The organism is Tenacibaculum sp. DPLXC6 (assembly GCF_056815515.1).
The window spans coordinates 2,987,277-3,009,547 of sequence record NZ_CP141806.1 but is presented as its reverse complement, the minus strand read 5'-3'; the positions used below and the strand labels follow the sequence as shown (position 1 = coordinate 3,009,547).

Here is a 22,271-nt window from a genome sequence, read left to right as displayed (position 1 = left end):
ATACATATCAAGAAAACCAAATTTTGAGTAACGATTTTTATATAACATCCATTTTACCACATGCTGGTATTATTATTAAAATATGTAGAGCTTATACGGACTCTCAAGAAGATTTTGAAGACTTTTATCAAGAGGCTTGTTTACAAATATGGAAGAGTAGAGATGCTTTCCAGCACAAGTCAAAATGGTCCACTTGGATATACAGGATTACGCTAAATGTTTGTTTAACCTTAGCGAAGAGAAATGCTAAAAAAGAATATTCTTTAGAGAAAACTCCTAATTTATCAGAAGATAATAAAGCTTTTCAAAACGAAGATTTAAACTTGTTATACGATGCTATTAAAAAATTATCTGAAGTCGACAGAGCGATAATTTTACTGCATTTAGAAGAAAATCCTTACAAAGAAATTGCTGCAATTATTGGAACTAGCGCTAACAATATTGCAGTACGCATTAACAGAATTAAAAAACAATTAAAAATATTATTAGATGGAAAAATCAATTGAAAAAAGATGGAATGAAGCTTTTGTTGACGAACAATCATTAATAGCTCCAAAAATTAACGATATATACAACAAGAAGTCTAAATCGGTCATTAACAAGATTAGAAGAACCTACGAGTTTGACAATAAAGGGTTACTACCTATGGCAGGAATTGCAGTTATTGGGGGTATCCTTTTATCTGAAACTATTATTGGTGCATACGGTGCTTTTTTAATCTTAAGCTTGTACTTTTTTAATACAAGATTATTGAAAAGGTTTAAGACTATTGATGTTAAATCTGACAACCTAACGTATTTAAAAAATTACAGGAGTGTAATTAACTCGGTATCTAAAGCCACAAAAAAGTTATTTATTTTTGCAATTCCTCTAGCCATTGTATCAATTTTCGCATTGGCCTATGGGGTAAAAGAGCAAAGCTTTTTATCTAATTATATTTCTAGCGAAACTTCCTTCTTAGGCATCTTAGGAGTTGGACTTATGGTGGCTATAGCTACTGCAATGATTGGTTATTTTGTATATACCATTTCAACCAAAGTTTTATATCACAGCCTTATTTCAAAGCTCGATGATATTATTAAAGAATTGGAAGAATTAAAAAATTCTTAATCAATTATAAACCAGAGTTGTTATTAACAATTCTGGTTTATTTTTTTGTTCTTGTTCGCTTACGAAGTTTAAAAATTCTATCATCGTAATAGGCTTTCAATTCGGCTACAAATGACATTGGATTTTCATAGGTTGTTAAAACTTTATACGTATAACTCTCCAATAAATCATTCAATACTTTTTCTAATCGCTCAACTTCTTTTACTAAATATGAAGTACTATTGGTTGTTTTTTGAATTAGCGAAATATCTTTATCAAAACATATAGTCGTATTACCTCCAAAAATATGCGCATGAAAAGCTTCTAACTCTTCTAAACTTCCGTTCTGGTATATTTCAATAAGTTTTGTGGTGGTTTCAGTTGCTTTCTCTTGTTCGTTTTCTTGCATCGAAAATTTATCAGGGTGTACATACAACATTGCCTCTTTATACAATCTTTTCTTCTCTTTTTGATGCTCTCTTTCTTGTGTTACTCGTTCTTTTGAAACAGGAACGACTTGAGTAACTTCCTTATAATTTTTACCTTTTCTTTTTTGTGCTAACCTTTTCTCTTTTTTAGCTTTCTTTTGTTGCTTAAACAACATTACCAACTCCCTTTCTTCTACAATTAAATCAGAAATCTCATTACGTAATGATTGTTCAAAAGGAAACAACTTAGTTTCAACGGAAATAATTTCAGTCTCAAGGTTTTTAACTCTCTCTTCCAGTCTTGAAACTTCATCTGACTTAGATTCTGTAGGAAAGTTTTCTTTACTCATGTGTAATAAACTTATCGCTTCCTTTGTAAAATAGTTAATCCTACTCGTATTTTTTCATACGGAACTTGTTCTCCTAAGAACTCAAAATATGGTTTTAAAGCGGTTTCATTTTTCAAAACTTTTTTTGCGTTTGCTACTAACGCTAAGGTATCCGCTTCTATAAATTCGTCTAAACTCACATCTTTTCCTTCTAAATATAGCTTGGATAAATGAGAAAAAATGGTGGTAGGTTTTAATCCGCGGTTTTCGGCTATTTCATCAACCGTAAATCCTTCTTTATACAACTTAAACGTTTCTAAAGTAGTGTCTTTTTTAGTTCGTTTCTTTTCGTTTAAAAAAGTTTTAATCTCTTCCATAAACTCAGCCCCATAAACTTCTAGTTTTCGTTGCCCTACTCCACTAATTGCTAAAAACTCTTCGTCAGATTCTGGTCTTTCATTTTCTATTTCTCTAAGAGTCGCATCATTAAACACCAAATAGGCTGCAATATCTTCTTCTTGAGCAATGCGATAACGTAGCTTTCGCAAACGTTCAAATAACGTATCCTTAACTGCTTTTTTCTTTTTCTCTTTTGTTACCGTTTTTACTTCTTTTGTAAGCTCTACTGGTGTTGTTAATTGTACTTTTTCACCCTCAAAAAGCACTTTATTTGAAAACTCAGTTAGTTGCAAACTATTATTTAAATGAAAAGCAATTTGACAATACCCTTGATTGGTTAACTGAATTAAATAATGTTGCCAATCTCTCCAAGAAATATCATTCCCTACACCATAGGTTTTTAGCTTATCGTAATTCTTATCTAAGACAGTCGCATTTTTGGCTCCTCTTAATACATCAATTACGGTTCCCATAGCTTCTTTTCCTTGTAATCGATAAATAGCCGAGAGTCCTTTTTGCGCAATAACAGTTCCATCAAAAAACTGAGGCGGGTTTTTACACACGTCACAGTTTCCACAATTTTCTTCTATCAGTTCACCAAAATAACTCAACAGTATCTTTCTTCGGCAAACTGTAGCTTCTGCAAACTGCTTCATACGTTCTAATTTTGCCTCTTGCACTTCTTTATTTCCTGTATTTTCTATAAACTGGCGTAACTGAATAACATCTGCATAACTATGAAATAATAAAGCCTTTGCTGGTAATCCATCACGACCTGAACGTCCAATTTCTTGATAATAGCCTTCTATATTTTTAGGCATGTTATAATGAATTACCCAACGAACATTCGATTTGTCAATTCCCATTCCAAAAGCAATGGTAGCACAAATTACCTCGCAATCATCTTTGATAAAATCTTCTTGTGTTTGAGCTCTTTCTTCAAATGATAATCCAGCATGATACGCTTTTGCATCGATGTTATTTTGTTGTAATTTACTAGCTAGTTGCTCTGTAGCCTTTCTACTCAAACAATAAATAATTCCTGCTTCATTAGGTCTTCTCTGAATAAATTTGATGATCTGCTGCACTCTATCGTTCGCAGGACGCACTTCTAGAGCGATGTTCTCTCTATTAAAAGAACTAATAAACTGTGTAGCATATGGTACAGCTAACTGTTCTAAAATATCTTGTTGCGTAGCTTTATCAGCCGTTGCTGTTAAGGCTACAATTGGAGTTTCTGGTAGCGACTTTTTCAAAAATGCTAATTGTTTGTAGGAAGGACGGAAATCGTGTCCCCAAGCAGAAATACAGTGTGCCTCATCGACTGCTATGCAACTTATATACGATTGGTTTAGTACGTTTTGGAGTAATGATAAACTTTCTGGTGCTACATATAATAGTTTTATGCTTTTTGAAGCTATTGCATCGAACACTTCTTGCTGTTCTTGGGTAGATTGACTACTATTAAAAAAAGTTGCGGGAATTCCGTTTGCTTTTAAACTATCTACTTGATCTTTCATCAAGGCTATTAACGGAGAAATAACTAAAGTAACACCTTCAAAAAATAAGGCTGGTAGTTGATAACAAATAGACTTCCCTCCCCCTGTTGGCATAATAACCAACGTATCTTTTTTTGCTAATATATTTTCGATAATAGCTTGTTGCTCTAAACGAAAACTATCGTATCCAAAATTTACCTTTAATTTTTCTAACAATTCTTGTTCTGTAATCTGCATCATTTGGCAAAAATAGGAATAAAAAAGGCTTAAACTTGCTCCTTATTTTTAATCAAATATAAAAAACAATACAACTCGCCTAATTTTTTATTTATTTTTTTATATATTACACCATTAAAACACAAATTTTATGAAAAAAATTACATTTTTATTAATTGCTATAATCACTTTTAATTTCTCTGTTAACTCTCAGACAAAAAAATTAACCATTAAAGTTACAGATGAGAACAATAAGCCTATACCTGGAGCTATTATTCTTTTTGATAATGTGAGGCAAAAAAGTTGGACTAATTCAAAAGGTATATTTAAAACAAAAATAAAAGAACACCCAAAGGAAATAACTGCCTTCTCTCCTAAAATAGGAATAAAAAAAATTAGGTATGCTGGTCAAGATGCTGTTTATCTAAAAATATTAAAAGGTAAGGACAAAAACCTTATTTCTGTTGATAATGACCATAATACGGTTACAGCTAATGCTTTTCAATATAGAAACATATATGACTATCTTAGAGGAAAAGTGCCCGGTGTTAATATTGTAGGTAGCACAATTACTATACGAGGAATCAATACAGTAAATGGTAACTCTACTCCTTTATTTGTTTTTAACGAAATTATTATTAGTCAAGATAATTTTTCACAAATTGTTCCCACAGATATAAAATCTGTAAGAATACTTAAAGGTCCTGAATCTGCTAAGTACGGTATAAGAGGTGCTAATGGAGTTATAGAGGTTACCAGTAAATAAAAGACTACTAAGAAAATAAAAAAACTGAGTTTTATTAACTCAGTTTTTTATTATTACAAATCCTTTAACAACACCTCAACTGCTTTTTTTAATTGAGCATCTTCTCCTCTATCCTTCCATCCTGGTGCATTTTTTACTAAATAATCTGGTACTGCTGGGGCTTCGTTCTCCATATTCTTTCCTGATTTTTTTACATACCACGCTCTAAATGGCATACGAATCATTCCGTTTTGCAAACGTTTACCTCCTGTAGAAATTACTGCTCCAAAAGTTGGTTGTCCTACTAATTTCCCTAAGCCTAAATTTTTGAACGCGTGCGAGAAAATCTCTGCATTTGAATAACTATTTTCATTACATAAAGCTACCATAGGCTTTGTATTTACTGATAAAATAGCTCGCTCATTAAATGGATAATTTCCTTTAAATTTTTGATGATTTTTTAAACTTTTTGCTGCTCCTCTTGGTACTGTATATGCATGTTGATCTACATTTAACACAGCCATTAATCGGTCTGTAGTCCAACCACCACCGTTATAACGTACATCAATTACAATTCCTTTTTTACCATACCCACTTGCTTTTAGTTCACGTTCAAAACGTTCAAAACTTGGCATGTTCATTCCTTGAATGTGAATATATCCTAATTGACCATTTGAATACTCATCTACCAATTTCTTTCTAGAATTTACCCATTCTTCATATTGCAGCTTTCTTAACGATCTTTCTGGACGTAACACTAAATCTTTACCATTATCTAAACTCAATAAAATCTCTTTTGATTGTGTATTCTTTAGTAAACTATAAAAATTCGTATTCTTTTTAATTTCTTGTCCGTTAACAACTGTAATAATATCTCCTACTTTTAATTTACTTGTAGATTTATCTGCTACTGAATTTGGTAACACATAAGAAACCTTAACTCCTTTTTTAGTATTTTCTACTTCTAAACCTAATACTCCAACCTTATCATTTGTATTTCTTGGCGCACTTCCACGGTAGCCCATGTGACTCGCGTTTAATTGTCCTAGCAACAAATTAAACATATATGTGTAATCTTGTTGTGTAGTTGCTGACAATACCCATGGCTTATATTTTTTCACCAAGGCATTCCAATTATAACCATGAAATTCTGGATCGTAAAAACCAGCGGTTAATGCTCGTATACCTTCTTCAAAAACCTGCTCAAAAACTTCGTCTCTATGGGTAGTATACGTAGCACTGTGAGGTAAATTTGTTACTTTATCTGACTTAGTGTTTAATTCAGCTAATCTTCCTTTTAAAGTAAAGTAAATTTTCCCTTTGTTTTCAGTAAAGTTTCTTGCGTTGGCTACACCTTTAACTAATTTTGGTTTGCTACCGTCCCATTTAACTTTATATGTACTTCTTTTTTCTGTAGCAGGGTTAGTTGCTGAAAAATAAATAAAATCACTATCAGCACTAAATACTGGACTATACTCATCATCTTGTAAAGAAGTAACCTGTACTAAACGATTATAAATTTTGTCCTCATCTATTTTTACTACTACTTCTTTTTTCTTCTTTTTCTTTCCTTTTTTTGCATCTTTCTCTTTAGAGGATTCTTCTTTCTTCTCAGGATAATAAGCTCCTTCTTCGTGATCTAATTTTGACTTTTCCCAATCTGACTTTTCTAACCAAACCATCCATACATCATAATTAATTCCGCTTCTGTTTGATAAAAATGCTAACTTTTTTCCGTCAGCACTCCAAACTGGATTGCGGTCACTTCTTGGATGCATCGACACATTCATTTTGGTAGATGGTTTTTCAATTGACTGAATAAAAATTTCACTATCAAAATTTAAATCTTCTTGAGAATACGCTACGTACTTACTATCTGGACTCCATGAAACTCCCTCTGCTGCTGCCCATGAGTTAGAGTATTCTTTAGCATTTGTTATTTTACCTTTTTTAACATCAGCAATCATTAAAATTCCTCTTCCTACCTGGTAAGCTATCTTCTTTCCATCAGGAGAAACTAAGGAATATTCTATATCTTCTTTATTATTGGTAAGCTTAGTAATTTTTGTTTTTAAACTACGGTGTAATCCTACTAAAGTATCTGTAGAAACGGCACTATACAATTGATAAACTCCATCTCTATCAGAAGAAAAAACAACTGTTTTATCGTCTAACCACTGTGGATTAATATCTCTATAAGGATGCTTGCTTACATTGTTTGAACGCTTCTTTTCCTTATTGTTTTCCTTAACAAAGATTTCTCCTTTAATTTCTAAAGCTACATTTTTACCATTTGGTGAAACCGCATAATTACTGATGTCTCCTGAAACTGTTTTGGTTTCTTCTTCTTCAAAACGATTGTCTGAAACAATATCTAAATTAACTTTTTGAGTTTTCCCATTTACTAATTTGAACGTATCAGCTCCACTAGTATAAACAATTACCCCGCTGTTACTTACCGAAAATGTCTGTACACCATCTTTAGTTTGTCTCGTTAATTGAGTAGCTGTTCCATCAGCAGTTCCATTTGATGAAATTACTTGCTTATAAATATTATAACGTCCACTTTTTGCACCTATATAATATAAATTTCCGGCTGCATCCCAAGCTGGAGAATGATCGTTCTTATTACTTGTTGTTATTTGGTGATATTTTTTTGTTTCTGTATTGTATATCCAAATGTCACGTTGTGCAGAACCAGTATAATCTTCACGTGCAATACGACATGCTCCTTTGGTAAAAGCAATTAATTTTCCACTTGGTGATACGGAAGCCATTTCTCCATAAGCAGTTAATAAACGACGTGGTGTTTCTCCTTTTTCATTAACTACATACATTTGTTTATCCCACTCTGGACCTCTTAATACACGGCCTGTAGTAAATACAACATCTCCTTCTTTTGTCCAATCCGTAGGTGTATTTGTTGTTGGATAATATGTTAACTGTTTAGGAACTCCTCCTTTTACTGAAGTTACAAATACATTATCATTTCCTTTTCTATTTGATGAAAATGCAATTTCAGTTCCATCTGTACTCCAAACAGGGTTGCTTTCGTAACCTTTATGAATGGTCAACCTTTTTGTTTGCTGATTGTTAAAGTTATATAGCCAAATATCGCCATAATAACTGAATGCCATTTGAGAAGCATCAGGGCTTATCACAGGCTTACGAATTAACGTATGTTGCGCAAATAAAAAATTACTTGCTATTAAAGCCACCCCTAAGAATATCTTTTTAGTCATGTTGTTTGATTTTTTAAATCCCCAAATTACTTCATTATGACTAAAACTCTAATAAAATTAGGAATATATTAACAGTTCTTAACAGTTTTCACAAAATCACCAATTCCTTCAACTCCCTTTTTTTCTAGCTCTTTTATAAAAGCTGAACCAATAATTGCTCCGTTTGCATATTCACAGGCAGTAGAGAATGTTTTATGATCTGAAATACCAAAACCAACAATAAGCTTACTTTGTAAATTCATCGCTTTAATTCTTTTAAAGTAGTTGATTTGTGCTGATGAAACTTCGCCTTTAGCACCTGTAATAGATGCTGAAGCAACTACATAAATAAAAGCATCTGATAAAGAGTCTATCTTACGGATACGTTCATATGATGTATGCGGTGTAATTAAAAACACATTCGTAATTCCGTAGTTTTTGAATAACTGCTGATAATGATTTTCGTATTCAACCATTGGTAAGTCTGGAATAATTACCGTATCAATGCCACAGTCCTTTACTTTTTGACAGAATTTATCTTCTCCATATTTAATAATCTGATTCAAATAGCCCATTAATACCAAAGGAGTTGTATTTGAATCTTTAATCGACTTTAATTGCTTAAAAACAACATCGAGATTCATACCATTTTTTAAAGCGACATCACTACTATGCTGAATGGTTGGACCATCAGCCAATGGATCAGAATATGGCAAACCTACCTCAATAAAATCTACACTGCTTTTACCTAACTCTTCAATAATTTTTGTGGTATCGTCTAATTTTGGAAAACCTGCTGTAAAGAAAATTGATAATAGATCGTTTTCTTTTTGATTGAATATATGTTGAATTGAGTTCATTTCTAATAGCTTTTAGCCATTAGCCAAAGGCTATTAGCTTAAATGTTTTATATACGTTTCTAAATCTTTATCTCCTCTTCCTGATAAATTTATCACCACAACTTGATCTTTTTGTAAACTCATTTTTGGTAATACCGCTAAAGCATGTGCACTCTCTAACGCAGGAATAATTCCTTCTATTTTTGTTAGTTCGTAGGCTGCATCTAAAGCTTCCTTATCAGTAGCATTCATAAACGTTGCGCGTTCTGTTTCATGTAAATAGGCATGTAAAGGACCAACTCCTGGATAATCCAATCCTGCTGAAATCGAATACGGTTCTACAATTTGTCCGTACTCATCTTGCATTAAAATGGTTTTACTTCCATGAATAACTCCTACTTCTCCTAATTGTGATGTCGCAGCACTTTCTCCAGAATTCACTCCTAATCCTGCTGCTTCAACTGCAATTAATTCAACTTCTTCATCCTCTAAATAATGATAAAAAGCACCAGCAGCATTACTTCCTCCTCCTACACATGCTATAATGGTATCTGGATTCTCTTTCCCTGTTTGCTCCTTTAATTGGATTTTCATTTCTTCTGAAATTACTGCTTGTAAGCGTGCTACCATATCTGGGTATGGATGTGGGCCCACTACAGAACCTATTAAATAATACGTGTCTGGGTGTTGAATCCAATAACGAATCGCTTCATTGGTGGCGTCTTTTAAGGTTTTACTTCCACTCGTTGCAGCGACTACTGTTGCTCCTAGCATTTTCATACGTGCTACATTGGGTGCTTGACGTTTAATATCGGTTTCTCCCATAAAAACAACACACTCTAAGCCCATTAATGCACACACTGTTGCTGTAGCCACTCCATGCTGGCCTGCCCCAGTTTCTGCTAAAATTTTAGTCTTCCCTAAATGTTTTGCTATTAAAATCTGACCAATGGTGTTATTTACTTTATGCGCTCCTGTATGATTTAAATCTTCTCGCTTTAAATAAATAGTCGCTCCGTACTTCTCTGATAATCGTTTTGCTAAATACAACGGACTCGGACGACCAACATAGTGTTTTAATAAGTCTTTATATTCTTGCTGAAAAGCTTCAGACTCTATAATTTGTATATAATTGTCTTCTAACTCTTTTACATTTGGGTATAACAATTCCGGAATAAATGCTCCTCCAAATTGCCCATAATACCCGTTATTATCTGGTTGAAATTTCATATGATTAGCTTTTAGCTGTTAGCTTTTGGCAATAAGCCTTAAACTGTTCTATTTTTTTTACTGATTTTATTCCTGGTTTTGTTTCAAACTTGCTGTTCACATCAATGGCATAGCAATACTTAGATGCTGACGTTTTAAAAAACATGGTTAACTCATCCACTTCTTCCAAACCTATTCCACCGCTTAAAAAGTACCCTTTTGTTGAATTATAATCTTTTAAAACTTGCCAATTAAATGTTATCCCATTTCCTCCTCGCTCTTTTCCTTTAGTATCAAACAAAAAGTAATCGACTATTTCTTCGTACGGTTTTAAAAGCTCAAAATTGAATTCTCCTTTAATTCCAAATACTTTGATGATTTCTACTTTTGGTAGATATTGTTTTAACTCTTTAATATACGCTACAGATTCATCTCCATGTAACTGAACTGCTTCTAACTGATATTCTTCAACTAATGAAACTACTATTTCTACATATTCATTTACAAAAACGCCTACTTTTTTGATTCCTTTGGGTAGTTTCGGAATGATACCTTCAAAATTTCTTGGAGATTTTTCATAGAAAATAAAACCTAAATAGTCAGGTTGTAATTCAGCTACTTGCTGAATATTTTCTACGAACTTCATCCCGCAAACTTTTAATTTCATATTATCTAATTTGATCGATAAATTCTTGACAGGCTTGTCCAGGGTTATCTGTTTTCATAAAATTTTCTCCTATTAAAAAACCATGAAAACCATGTTCTTTTAACCCCGTAATAATTCTTGGATCAGAAATTCCACTTTCAGAAACCTTCACAACAGTATCAGGAATTTGATTTGCTAAGTTGATAGAATGTTCTAAATCAACTTCAAATGTTTTTAAGTTTCTATTGTTAATTCCTATAATTTTATTGTCTAAATCTCCAATTTTATCTAAATCTTCTTGGGTATGTACTTCGTACAATACCTCTAAACCTAAATCATTTGCTAATTGTCCATAGTTTTTTAATTCTTGTACTGTTAAACAAGTAGCTATTAACAAAACAATATCGGCTCCAATAGCTTTTGCTTCCACGATTTGAAATCCGTCAACAATAAAGTCTTTTCTCAAAATTGGTTTTTGTTGGTTAGTAACTCTCGCTTCCATCAAATCTGCCATGGTTCCTCCGAAGAAAGAAGTATCGGTTAAAATAGATTGCGCTGCTACATTGGCATCTAAATACCCGTTGGTTACTTCAGCAACTGTTGACTTATCGTTGATAATTCCTTTGGAAGGTGATTGACGTTTAAACTCGGCTATAATTCCTGTTGAATATGGCTCTAACAATGATTTTTTTAACGAGATTGGTTGTCTTTTAAAATTTGGACTCTCCACCAGTTTTTTAACTGCAACCTCAGCTTTTATTTTTGCTACTTCTTGTTTTTTAAAGGCTATTATTTTATCTAGTATTGTCATATAATCAATTATGATTTTTTAATATTTTGTCATTTCGAGTGATTTTCTACTTTAGTAGGAAATTGTATCGAGAAATACTTGTTCTCAGTACTAATTTATTCGTTCCTTATAAATTCAATCGAACTGACACTCTTCAGTCTTAGTTTACTAATTTCTCTAACGATTCTTTCGCTTTTAACCCTAATAAAGATTCTTTTGCTTCTTCAAAAGCAGTTTCAAAACTCTTCTCTTTATCAAAGGTTTTTAAAGCAAAAGCAGCATTGGTTAATACCACATTGTTTTGTGCTTCAGTTCCTTTTCCATTTATAATATTCACAAATATTTCGGCAGCTTCTTTCACTGTGTTTCCTCCAAAAATGGCAGATGGTGCAATTTGTTGTTGTCCTAAATCGGACGGGGAAACTTGTTGCTCTGCTTCTTTTGTAAATAATTTAAAATCTCCTGTGAGTGAAATTTCATCATACCCGTCTAGTGCGTGTACCACCCCATAATTCACATTTGATAGCTGTAACATATAATTGTATACTCTGGCCACTTCTAAATTGAACACGCCTACCAACTGGTTTTGTGGTCGACTTGGATTTACCAACGGTCCTAACATGTTAAAAAATGTTTTTACTCCTAATTCTCTTCGGATGGGAGCCACTACTTTCATCGCTGGATGAAATAATGGGGCGTGTAAAAAACAAATGTTCGCTTCTTCTAACTGTCGTTTCAAAGTAGTTTCGTCATTCGTAAAATTATACCCTAAAAACTCCAGCATATTAGAAGATCCTGAAGCTGAAGAAACTCCATAGTTCCCATGTTTAGCCACTTTATGTCCTGTTCCTGCTACGATAAATGAGGTTAATGTTGAAATGTTAAACGTGTTTTTTCCATCACCTCCTGTTCCACATAAATCAATGGTGTTAAAATCTGATAAATCCACTTTTATTGCTAATTCCAACAAAGCTTCTCTAAACCCTGACAATTCATCAACTGAAACTGGACGCATTAAAAACACTGTAATAAATGCAGCTATTTGTGAAGCATTGTATTTTTCTTGAGCAATGTTCATCAACACTTCTTTAGATTGTTCTTTCGTTAATCGTTTTTGTTCAAATAAGGTGTTTAGTATTTTTTTCATGTGAATAGCTTTAAGCTTTTGGTTTTTGGCTTTTCGCCAGATCAATAAAATTCTGAATCATCTTTTTTCCTTCTGGAGTTAAAATACTTTCTGGATGAAACTGTACTGCTTCAATAGCAAACTCTTTATGGCGTAACGCCATAATACTTCCGTCTTCATCAATTGCAGTTACTTCAAGTTCCTCTGGAAAATTAGTATGAGAAGCTATCCAAGAATGATAGCGTGCTGCTTCAAATGTTTCTGGAATACCTTTAAAGGTTGTAGTGTCTTTTTTAGTCACTTTCATTTCAGTAGCAACTCCATGAAATACATCGTTTAAGTTTTCTAACTCCCCACCAAAAACTTCAGTAATTGCTTGTAAGCCCAAACACACACCAAAAATTGGAGTTTTACCTGCATAGGTTTGTATAGTTTCCTTTAATATACCTGCTTCATCAGGAATTCCTGGTCCTGGTGACAGAATAATAGCATCGTATTTTTTAATTTCTTCTACTGAAATTTCGTCGTTACGATATACATCAGGTAACTTCCCTGTGATATCTTCTACATAATGTACCAGGTTGTAGGTAAATGAATCGTAGTTATCTAAAATTAGTATATCCATCTTATATGTTTTCTGCCAACACTAATGCTTTTTTTAGTGCTGCTAATTTGTTATTTACTTCTTGTAGTTCGTTTTCTTCTTTTGAATTGATAACAATTCCTGCACCTGCTTGATAAAATAAAGTATTATTCTTACTTACAAAAGAACGAATTGCTATGGCTTGATTTACATTCCCGTTCAACCCGATAAATCCAACACAACCTCCATAAAACCCACGAGTTTGATTTTCATACCTATCAATCAACTCCATCGCTTTATATTTAGGTGCTCCACTTAGCGTTCCTGCAGGAAATGTATCGCCTACAATTTCTATCGGATTTCCTGTAATCTTTCCTGTTACTGTAGAAACTAAATGAATTACATGACTAAAATACTGCACTTCTTTATAAGTTTCAACCGTTACATTAGTAGCATGCTTGCTTAAATCATTTCTGGCTAAATCCACCAACATTACATGTTCAGCATTTTCTTTTGGGTCGTTTGCTAATTCTTTAGCCAACTCCCTATCTTTCTCATCATCTCCAGTTCTCCTAAAAGTTCCCGCAATTGGGTTAATAATTGCCTGACCTTCTTCTATTTTAATTTGTGCTTCTGGTGAAGACCCCATTAACTTAAAACTTCCGTAATCAAAATAGAATAAATAAGGTGAAGGGTTTATAGAACGTAATGCTCTATATACATTAAATTCATCACCTTTAAACTGTTGCTGAAATTGACGTGACAATACTAATTGAAAAACATCTCCTCTTTTACAATGTTCCTTTGCTTTGGTTACACTTTCCTTAAATTCTTCATCTGTTATATTCGAAGTTTCTTCCCCTTGAAAAGCAAAGTCGTATTTTGCAAAAGATTGAGAATTTACCAAATTTTCAATTTCTGATAATCTAGACTCTTCTCCTTCAGGAATATTTTCTATCAATATCATTTCGTTCTTAAAATGATTGATTGCTACTATAAATCGAAAAAAACTATATTGTAATAATGGAATTTCAGAAGGTGCTTTTTTAGAACTAAATCGAATAGTTTCAAAATATTGTACAGCATCAAAAGTAGTATAACCATACAATCCATTAAATGATTTAATCTCCTCTGAACATTCTACCGAAATAACATTACTATAGGCATCAAACTTCTCATAAAAATCTCTTTGAATAGCTACTCTTTCTAATTCTTCTTTTTGGTAAGACAATACTAACTGATCATTTTCAGCTTTGATTATTACTAAAGGTTCTATACATAAAAATGAATAGCTATTTTCTTTACTATGATAATCTGAACTTTCTAACAGCAAACTATTTGCATATTTATCTCTTGTTCTTAAATACAAGCTAACTGGCGTAACCATATCTGCCAATTGTTTTTTTGCTATTGTTTTAAAAGTAATTTTTTTCATTTCATTTAATTTGTAAAAACAAAAAAGGCTTATCATGAGATAAGCCTTTTCGTTGTATTATAGATATAACAGTATGGTCTCACTAACGTAAGTTATGAGTTTTCCACCACCAGTTATTTAATTGTTGATTCATCATTATGCTACAAATGTATAAAGTGATTTTGATTTTACAAACTTTTCTTTCAAATTATTTATTACAACTAAAAAACAGTAAGCTTATTTGAGCAAACTAGCAACAACAAGTTTCATTTTAACACAAAAACAACATTTATAGTTTTAATTTATAATTATATTTAATTTTTACCTTACAATTAAAAAACATTCCTCTGTTATTTGTACCAGAAATAAACCAAAAAGAATAGAATTAAAAAATATTATTATGTGTGGAATTGTATGTGCGTTTGATTTAAAACAACCTTCAGATAAACTGAGACCTCAATTATTAGAAATGGCTAAAAAAATTCGCCATAGAGGTCCAGATTGGAGCGGGATTTATAGTGATGAAAAGACAATTATGGCACATGAGCGATTAGCAATTGTTGACCCTGCCTCTGGACAACAGCCTCTATTTAGCCATGACCGTAGATTTGTTTTAGCTGCTAATGGAGAAATATACAATCATAAAGAAATAAGAAAACAACTTAAAGAACAACATGAGTTCTTAACAAAATCTGACTGTGAGGTGATTCTTGCACTTTATAAAGAAAAAGGTGTGGAGTTTTTGGATGATTTGAACGGAATTTTTGGTTTTGCCGTATACGATTCTATAACCGACGAATATCTAGTAGCTCGAGATCACATGGGAATCATTCCTTTATACATGGGATGGGACATGCATGGTACTTTCTATGTAGCTTCTGAATTAAAAGCTTTAGAAGGAGTTTGTAACAAAATTGAAGTATTTCCTCCGGGTCATTATTACACACGTGAAGATGGTTTACAAAAATGGTATTCTCGTGACTGGATGGAATATGAAGCTGTTAAAGACAACCAAACTTCTATTGATGAAGTTCGTGATGCGTTAGAAGCTGCTGTACATCGTCAATTAATGAGCGATGTCCCTTATGGAGTATTATTATCTGGAGGCTTAGATTCTTCTATTACCTCTGCTATTGCTAAAAAATATGCTGCTAAACGTGTAGAATCTGGTGATAAAGATGCTGCTTGGTACCCTCAATTACACTCATTCTCTATTGGTTTAGAAGGATCTCCTGATTTAGCTGCTGCTAAAAAAGTTTCTGAATATATTGACACTATTCATCATGAAATCACTTTTACCATTCAAGAAGGTTTAGACGCCATTCGTGATGTAATTTACAACTTAGAAACCTACGATATAACTACAGTTCGTGCTTCTACACCTATGTATTTAATGGCACGTGTTATTAAATCTATGGGAATAAAAATGGTACTATCTGGTGAAGGTGCTGATGAACTTTTTGGAGGATACTTATACTTCCATAAAGCTCCAAACTCAGAAGAATTTCACAAAGAAACAGTTAGAAAATTAGATAAGCTATATCAATACGATTGTTTACGTGCTAACAAAAGCTTAATGGCTTGGGGAATTGAAGGTCGTGTTCCATTCTTAGATAAAGAGTTCATGGATGTTGCAATGCGTATTAATCCAGAAGACAAGATGATTAACGGTGAGCGCATGGAAAAATGGGTATTACGAAAAGCCTTTGAAAGTTACTTACCTAAAGAAGTAGCTTGGAGACAAAAAGAGCAGTTCTCTGACGGTGTTGGCTACAACTGGATTGATACCTTAAAAGAAGTTGTTGAAGCTGCTGTTACTGATGAAATGATGGCAAATGCTTCACATCGTTTTCCCATCCAAACACCAATAGCAAAAGAAGAATATTATTATCGTTCAATATTTGAAGAACATTTTCCTAGTGAAACAGCTGCTTTAACAGTACCGTCTGTTCCTTCAATTGCATGTAGTACACCTACTGCATTAGCCTGGGATAAAAGTTTTCAAAATCAAAACGAACCTTCTGGTAGAGCTATAAAAGCTGTACATGAAGACGCATACTAAGAAAAATTCTTAGTTTTTTTCAAATTTTAGTTGTGAATAAAATCTCGCTTTTTGCGGGATTTTTTTATACAAAAACTTAAAACTTTGTTAAACTAAATTCTCTGAATCATTTTTTATAGTAATAAGAACAATTTTGATAACACTTTTATTTTTTTGACAGTAATTTTGTTCTTCCTCAAAACCGAATTATTACTCATACTCCTCGTTTTATTTAACAACCACTAAAACTTAGTATTATGAAGAAATTTGTATTTGGTTTACTTTTCCTAGGTCTAACCAGCCTGGTACATTCCCAAAGTAATGGAGTCGCTAAAAATATTATTTTAGAGCCCGTTACCATTAAACCTTTAAACCTAAGCTATCTTAACGAAGTTCAACACAAGGACACACCTGAACTAGTCAAAAATCTAGAAAATGAAGCCGCTAGATATGACATTACAGAAGACCCTATTTTTGATAGAGAGTTTGAAGCTTATGAAGTTATTTTCAGAACAAAAAAAGAAGGAGGAACAACTGGACTAATAACAGCTACTTACGACTCTAATGGTAAAATTATGAGTTCTATTGAACGTTATAAGAACATACTACTACCTAAAGTAGTGAGAACAGCTATTTTAAACAAGTATCCTGGCTGGATAATACATAAAGATGTTTACCTTGTTACCTACAGAAACAACAGTAAATCAAAAAAAGTATTTAAAGTTCAAATTAGAAAAGACGGAAAACGAAAAAATTTAAAATTAGATTATGATGGTAATATTCATTAAGAAATAAGTTTCCTTTATAACGACATAAAAAAGTATTTTACTAAATTGTAAAATACTTTTTTTTAGTGTTTTTCCCCTTTTATTTGGGATTTTCCTTCTTTCCTTTAAAGCTAGCAACTTTTCAAGTTACTATTTATTAACTTTACATATGTCGGTTTATTTAATACAACATATAACGAATAACAGCACTGCTATTGACTTAGCTATTGCTTTTTATTCCAAACTGCAACAAACTCTTCTTAAAAGATGTATTAACTGTTGGATTGACCGTAAAAAAAATAGTGTTTTTTACCTTATAAAAGCTTCTGATAAAAGATCAATACAAAAACTATACTATAAATCTATTAATTTACGTCCCTACAAAATTACCTCAGTTAACAACCATTTAGTTTATGCTTTCTTAAAGAGTGTACAGCAGCTTAAAGCAATACAATCTAAGTCATTCTACCCTCCCAAAAAACATTCAGTTATTTTTTTAGCTAAAACATTCAATAAAAAAACATTCTTACTAAACAAAGCAAAAGCCCTTGAGTCCATATCATTTAAAAAATCTATTATTCAAAACTTAATCACCTCTTACAAAGGGAATCAAATAGAGGACAATGAATACATTACAGCTTCATTTCACTCTTTTAAAAATGCTTTAGGCTGCACTGTTTCTATATTAGATAAACTAAATAAAAGAGCAGATAACACTTCCACTAAAATCATTTTATACACATCATTACACAACAATAAAGAAACTACCTTTACTCAAACAATTCCTAAGCTTACAAAACTACTCTACCTTATAAAAAAGAAAGAACAACTTATTATTTCTTCAAAAACAACAAACATGCATCCTTCACTTTCTAACTTAAAAAAAATCTACTGGCTAACACCCGAAAAAGAATCCTTTATATTGTCATTAATAGAAATACTTTCAAAAAACTATCATAAACCAAAATTTAAAGTTTCTGACATTTGTAATTTAATGATGATGTCTAAAACTAAACTGTACAGAAACTGTAAAGACATTACTGGAAAATCTATTAACCAACTACTGAAAGAATTTAGACTCTTAAAATCTATAGACTCTATAACAATGAGTTCATCTGCTATAGGCCAAATTTCGACAGATGTAGGCTTTAACAGCAACTCTTACTTTTCTAATTGTTTTAAGAAAAAGTTCGGCATGTCTCCAAAAGAGCTTTCAAAACAAAAAAACTCTCTAGGTTTTCCTCACAACATACAACTATCATAATCAAAACATTTTAAAATAAAAAAAGCACCCTGAAAATTCAGAATGCTCTTTCATTTACTTATCCTTTACTTTTTAATTTGGCGCAACATAAAAAGGAGATAAGTTTACCTTAGCATTTCTTCTAGCACCATAATAATTATAGTAACTCTTATTTTTTTCAATTGTATAAAATGAATCTACATAATCATCATTATTAGTATACCAACTATCTGGCATGGCTTGAAGTATAGCTCCTGCAACTTGGCCTAAAACACTAACCCAAGGCTGGGTTGAAACTGCTCCTATAATTTGAAAAACTCCATTTACAATAGCAGAAACTAAATCTTTATAATTTGTGTTATCATCTTTTTCAAACAGCTGAATATTTGCAGCTTGATATTGATAATCATCCCAAAACAATAATATTTGATTTGGATAATAATCAGTGTCATCATGATCTAAATAATACATAGGTATTACCTTTATTTCTGGATTATTTTGATCATCTTTAATCCCTGATGTTACTGCATATACCTCAGCAGCACCACTAATCCATGGCTCTTCATCGTCATTTAATCTTATTTTATCTAGTTTTGTAGTTTCTAACCCTACATTTCTAGCAGATTTAGCACTTAAATCTAATGAAGAGTTTGAAAATCTGTTATTTTGAACTCCATTTTCTTGAAGGTACTTATTCATATAAATCACCTCTCTTTTTAAAGTTTCAAAACCATCAGTTTCTATAACTATAACTGTTTGACTAGGAGCTTCTTTTGGATCAAGATAAACTACTTCTTTATCTATCGTATAAGCTTCAACTCTTTTCCAAGTTTCCTCTTCTCCTTCTGGAGCAAAAGAAAACAACACATTAGAAAAATTTTCTACCCTTTCTCCATTGTGCATCCAAACTTCTAAAATCTCTATCTTTTCTGGAGCATCTTCTTTAGATGCCCTACCTTCCAACATCGTTGTTTTAGACCTTAGTTTTTTATACGATTCTTCATTACTCACAAAATCAGAAGTCTGTTCTAAAATTTTAGCCATACCTACACTTGGTTGTTGATTATTCAACAATTCAAGAGTCTTTTCTTTAAAGCTTTGATTTTTCATCAAATCAATAAACTGCATTGTAATTTCTTTCTTGTTTACTGAGTTTGATAACTCTTCTTGAACAATATTCTCAGAGTTTCCAATTAACTCTTCTGAATTGTTACAGCTCATAAACAGCATTGAAACAAACAATGCTCCTAATAAAATTCGGGGGTTTTTCATTTTTAAAAAAATTTAAATTTATTAATACTAGATTCAATATTAACAAAAAACACAATAAAAAACTTAAAAAATGTTAATTTTTTACATAAAAAAAACATAACCAAATAAAATACATATATAAATGTATTTTTTTAACACTAAATAAATAACTTAATAACTTACCGCTAACAAAAACGTATTTAAAGACCTGTAAGCTACTTTACTAAAGAAAAATTTACTACAGTTACTCCGTTTTCTCCAAAATTTAATTTAAGGAGGTTTTTAGCCTTTTTAAGAGCTTTTTATTTTTCAAAGCAATGTTGATAAATCCTAGCAAAAACCTCTTAAAAACTTTATTTTAAGGTTTAAAAATTGTAAATTTGTATGATACAAATAGTCGCTTTCGAGCGATTTTTTTATGATAAAGATTTTAATTTAACTCTCTTTATAATGAGCGAAGAAAAAAAACATAATTATTCTGCCGATAGTATTCAGGCACTAGAAGGAATGGAGCATGTACGTATGCGTCCTTCCATGTATATTGGAGATGTTGGAGTGCGTGGTTTACACCATTTAGTATACGAAGTTGTAGATAACTCTATTGATGAAGCTTTAGCAGGTCACTGTGATGAAATATCTGTAGACATCAATGAAGACAACTCAATCACCGTAAAAGATAACGGACGTGGTATTCCTGTAGGAATCCACAAAAAAGAAGGAGTTTCTGCACTACAAGTAGTAATGACCAAAATTGGTGCTGGTGGTAAATTCGACAAAGACTCTTATAAAGTTTCTGGAGGATTACACGGTGTTGGGGTTTCTTGTGTTAATGCACTTTCTGACCATTTAACTGCAACCGTACACAAAGAAGGGAAAATTTGGCAACAAGAATATGAGCGAGGAAAGACTTTATATCCAGTAAAAACTATTGGTGATACTGATTTTACAGGAACCATTGTTACTTTTTTACCAGACAGATCAATCTTCCAACAAACTACCGAATACAACTACGATACCTTAGCTACTCGTATGCGTGAGTTAGCATACTTAAACAAGGGTATTACTATTACTTTGACAGACAAACGTAATAAAGATGATGAAGGTAATGATATTGTTGAAACATTTCACTCTGAAGAAGGTTTATCTGAATTTGTTAAGTTCTTAGATGGGACAAGAACTCAGATTATTCAAGATGTAATTTCTATGGAAGGTGAAAAAAACGGCATCCCTGTAGAAGTTGCAATGGTTTATAATGATTCATATGCTGAGAACTTACATTCATACGTAAACAACATTAACACACACGAAGGAGGTACACACTTATCAGGTTTCCGCCGTGGTTTAACACATACATTAAAAAAGTATGCTGATGAGTCTGGTTTACTTAAAAATGTAAAATTCGAAATTGCTGGTGATGATTTCCGTGAAGGACTTACTGCAATTGTTTCTGTAAAAGTAGCAGAACCTCAATTCGAAGGTCAAACAAAAACAAAGTTAGGTAACCGTGAAGTAAGTGCTGCTGTATCACAAGCAGTTTCTGAAATGTTAACAGATTACTTAGAGGAAAACCCTAATGACGCTAAAACCATTGTTCAAAAGGTAATCTTAGCAGCACAAGCACGTCATGCAGCACGTAAAGCTCGTGAAATGGTGCAACGTAAAACAGTAATGAGTATTGGTGGTTTACCTGGTAAATTATCTGACTGTTCAGAAACTGACCCTAAAGAATGTGAAATCTTCCTTGTAGAGGGTGACTCGGCAGGTGGTACTGCAAAACAAGGGCGTGATCGTAACTTTCAAGCAATTCTTCCTTTAAGAGGTAAAATCTTAAATGTAGAGAAAGCAATGCAACACAAAGTTTTTGAAAACGAAGAAATCAAAAACATGTTTACCGCATTAGGAGTTACTATAGGTACAGAAGACGATCCTCGCGAGTTAAACTTATCTAAGTTACGTTACCATAAAGTAGTTATTATGTGTGATGCCGATGTTGATGGTTCTCACATTGCTACTTTAATTTTAACATTCTTCTTCCGTTACATGCGTGAAATGGTTGAACAAGGGTATATTTACATCGCTACTCCTCCTTTATATTTAGTTAAAAAAGGACAAAAACGTGAGTACGCATGGGATGACAATCAACGTGATTTAATAGCTCAAAAAATGGGTGGATCAGTAACTATTCAACGTTATAAAGGTCTTGGAGAGATGAATGCAGAACAATTATGGGACACTACCATGAACCCTGAGTTTAGAACATTACGACAAGTTACTATTGAGAACTTAACAGAAGCAGATAGAATTTTCTCTATGTTAATGGGAGATGAAGTTCCGCCACGTAGAGATTTCATAGAAAAGAATGCAAAGTATGCTAATATTGATGCATAAAATATTTTCTTAACTTTAAAAAAGCTCAATAATATTATTGAGCTTTTT

18 protein-coding genes are annotated in these 22,271 nt (G+C 32.4%); 7 read left to right on the top strand and 11 right to left on the bottom strand.

The genetic code is table 11. The features are described from left to right. Positions 1–23 precede the first annotated feature (23 nt). Positions 24–506 carry an RNA polymerase sigma factor gene (locus VCM48_RS13705; RefSeq protein WP_274639268.1) on the top strand — a complete coding sequence of 161 codons (483 nt, stop codon included), beginning with the start codon at positions 24–26 and terminating at the stop codon, positions 504–506. Further along, entirely contained in the window at positions 490–1,110 is a 621-nt protein-coding gene (locus tag VCM48_RS13700; RefSeq protein ID WP_482270878.1) for a hypothetical protein, read from the top strand. The genes VCM48_RS13705 and VCM48_RS13700 overlap by 17 nt, the downstream gene beginning before the upstream one ends. A 37-nt stretch (positions 1,111–1,147) precedes the next feature. Here VCM48_RS13700 and VCM48_RS13695 read toward each other — a convergent pair whose 3' ends face one another. Both VCM48_RS13695 and recQ read right to left on the bottom strand, forming a co-directional pair. Then, positions 1,148–1,867: a hypothetical protein gene (locus tag VCM48_RS13695; protein ID WP_482270877.1), complete on the bottom strand. Its 720-nt coding sequence runs from the start codon at positions 1,865–1,867 to the stop codon at positions 1,148–1,150. Between the two features lie 11 nt (positions 1,868–1,878). Further along, positions 1,879–3,981: a DNA helicase RecQ gene (gene recQ / locus VCM48_RS13690; RefSeq protein ID WP_482272228.1), complete on the bottom strand. Its 2,103-nt coding sequence runs from the start codon at positions 3,979–3,981 to the stop codon at positions 1,879–1,881. Between the two features lie 130 nt (positions 3,982–4,111). Between recQ and VCM48_RS13685 the strand changes: the two genes are divergently transcribed. Continuing rightward, on the top strand, positions 4,112–4,726 hold the full coding sequence (locus VCM48_RS13685; protein ID WP_482270876.1) for a TonB-dependent receptor plug domain-containing protein: 615 nt from the start codon (positions 4,112–4,114) through the stop codon (positions 4,724–4,726). Between the two features lie 53 nt (positions 4,727–4,779). On the opposite strand, the gene VCM48_RS13680 is transcribed toward VCM48_RS13685, so the two are convergent. The 8 genes from VCM48_RS13680 to VCM48_RS13645 form a co-directional block, all read right to left on the bottom strand. Continuing rightward, positions 4,780–7,947 carry a S41 family peptidase gene (locus VCM48_RS13680; protein ID WP_482270875.1) on the bottom strand — a complete coding sequence of 1,056 codons (3,168 nt, stop codon included), beginning with the start codon at positions 7,945–7,947 and terminating at the stop codon, positions 4,780–4,782. Between the two features lie 68 nt (positions 7,948–8,015). Beyond that, entirely contained in the window at positions 8,016–8,786 is a 771-nt protein-coding gene (trpA, locus tag VCM48_RS13675) for a tryptophan synthase subunit alpha (protein ID WP_482270874.1), read from the bottom strand. Between the two features lie 33 nt (positions 8,787–8,819). Then, positions 8,820–9,995, bottom strand: coding sequence for a tryptophan synthase subunit beta (gene trpB / locus VCM48_RS13670; protein ID WP_482270873.1), 1,176 nt, complete (start codon positions 9,993–9,995; stop codon positions 8,820–8,822). Between the two features lie 4 nt (positions 9,996–9,999). After that, positions 10,000–10,641 carry a phosphoribosylanthranilate isomerase gene (locus tag VCM48_RS13665; protein ID WP_482270872.1) on the bottom strand — a complete coding sequence of 214 codons (642 nt, stop codon included), beginning with the start codon at positions 10,639–10,641 and terminating at the stop codon, positions 10,000–10,002. 1 nt (position 10,642) lies between these two features. Beyond that, the gene (gene trpC, locus VCM48_RS13660; RefSeq protein WP_482270871.1) at positions 10,643–11,431 is read right to left on the bottom strand and encodes an indole-3-glycerol phosphate synthase TrpC; all 789 of its coding nucleotides are present in this window, start codon (positions 11,429–11,431) and stop codon (positions 10,643–10,645) included. A gap of 139 nt (positions 11,432–11,570) precedes the next feature. Further along, complete coding sequence (trpD, locus tag VCM48_RS13655; protein WP_482270870.1) at positions 11,571–12,557, bottom strand: anthranilate phosphoribosyltransferase; 987 nt, start codon at positions 12,555–12,557, stop codon at positions 11,571–11,573. Positions 12,558–12,567: 10 nt separating this feature from the next. Continuing rightward, positions 12,568–13,161, bottom strand: a complete 594-nt coding sequence (locus VCM48_RS13650) for an anthranilate synthase component II (RefSeq protein WP_482270869.1) — start codon at positions 13,159–13,161, stop codon at positions 12,568–12,570. A 1-nt stretch (position 13,162) separates the two neighbouring features. Then, a complete protein-coding gene (locus VCM48_RS13645) occupies positions 13,163–14,554 on the bottom strand; it encodes an anthranilate synthase component I family protein (protein WP_482270868.1) in 1,392 nt (463 codons plus the stop codon). Between the two features lie 379 nt (positions 14,555–14,933). Between VCM48_RS13645 and asnB the strand changes: the two genes are divergently transcribed. The 3 genes from asnB (at position 14,934) to VCM48_RS13630 (ending at position 18,605) form a co-directional block, all read left to right on the top strand. Next, a complete protein-coding gene (asnB, locus tag VCM48_RS13640) occupies positions 14,934–16,595 on the top strand; it encodes an asparagine synthase B (protein WP_482270867.1) in 1,662 nt (553 codons plus the stop codon). Positions 16,596–16,831: 236 nt separating this feature from the next. Continuing rightward, positions 16,832–17,362, top strand: coding sequence for a hypothetical protein (locus VCM48_RS13635; RefSeq protein WP_482270866.1), 531 nt, complete (start codon positions 16,832–16,834; stop codon positions 17,360–17,362). Between the two features lie 148 nt (positions 17,363–17,510). Then, a complete protein-coding gene (locus VCM48_RS13630; protein ID WP_482270865.1) occupies positions 17,511–18,605 on the top strand; it encodes a helix-turn-helix domain-containing protein in 1,095 nt (364 codons plus the stop codon). A gap of 72 nt (positions 18,606–18,677) precedes the next feature. On the opposite strand, the gene VCM48_RS13625 is transcribed toward VCM48_RS13630, so the two are convergent. Beyond that, positions 18,678–19,856: a DUF3103 family protein gene (locus VCM48_RS13625; protein ID WP_482270864.1), complete on the bottom strand. Its 1,179-nt coding sequence runs from the start codon at positions 19,854–19,856 to the stop codon at positions 18,678–18,680. 429 nt (positions 19,857–20,285) lie between these two features. Here VCM48_RS13625 and gyrB point away from each other — a divergent pair, with 429 nt between their 5' ends. After that, a complete protein-coding gene (gene gyrB / locus VCM48_RS13620; protein WP_482270863.1) occupies positions 20,286–22,223 on the top strand; it encodes a DNA topoisomerase (ATP-hydrolyzing) subunit B in 1,938 nt (645 codons plus the stop codon). Positions 22,224–22,271: the final 48 nt, after the last annotated feature.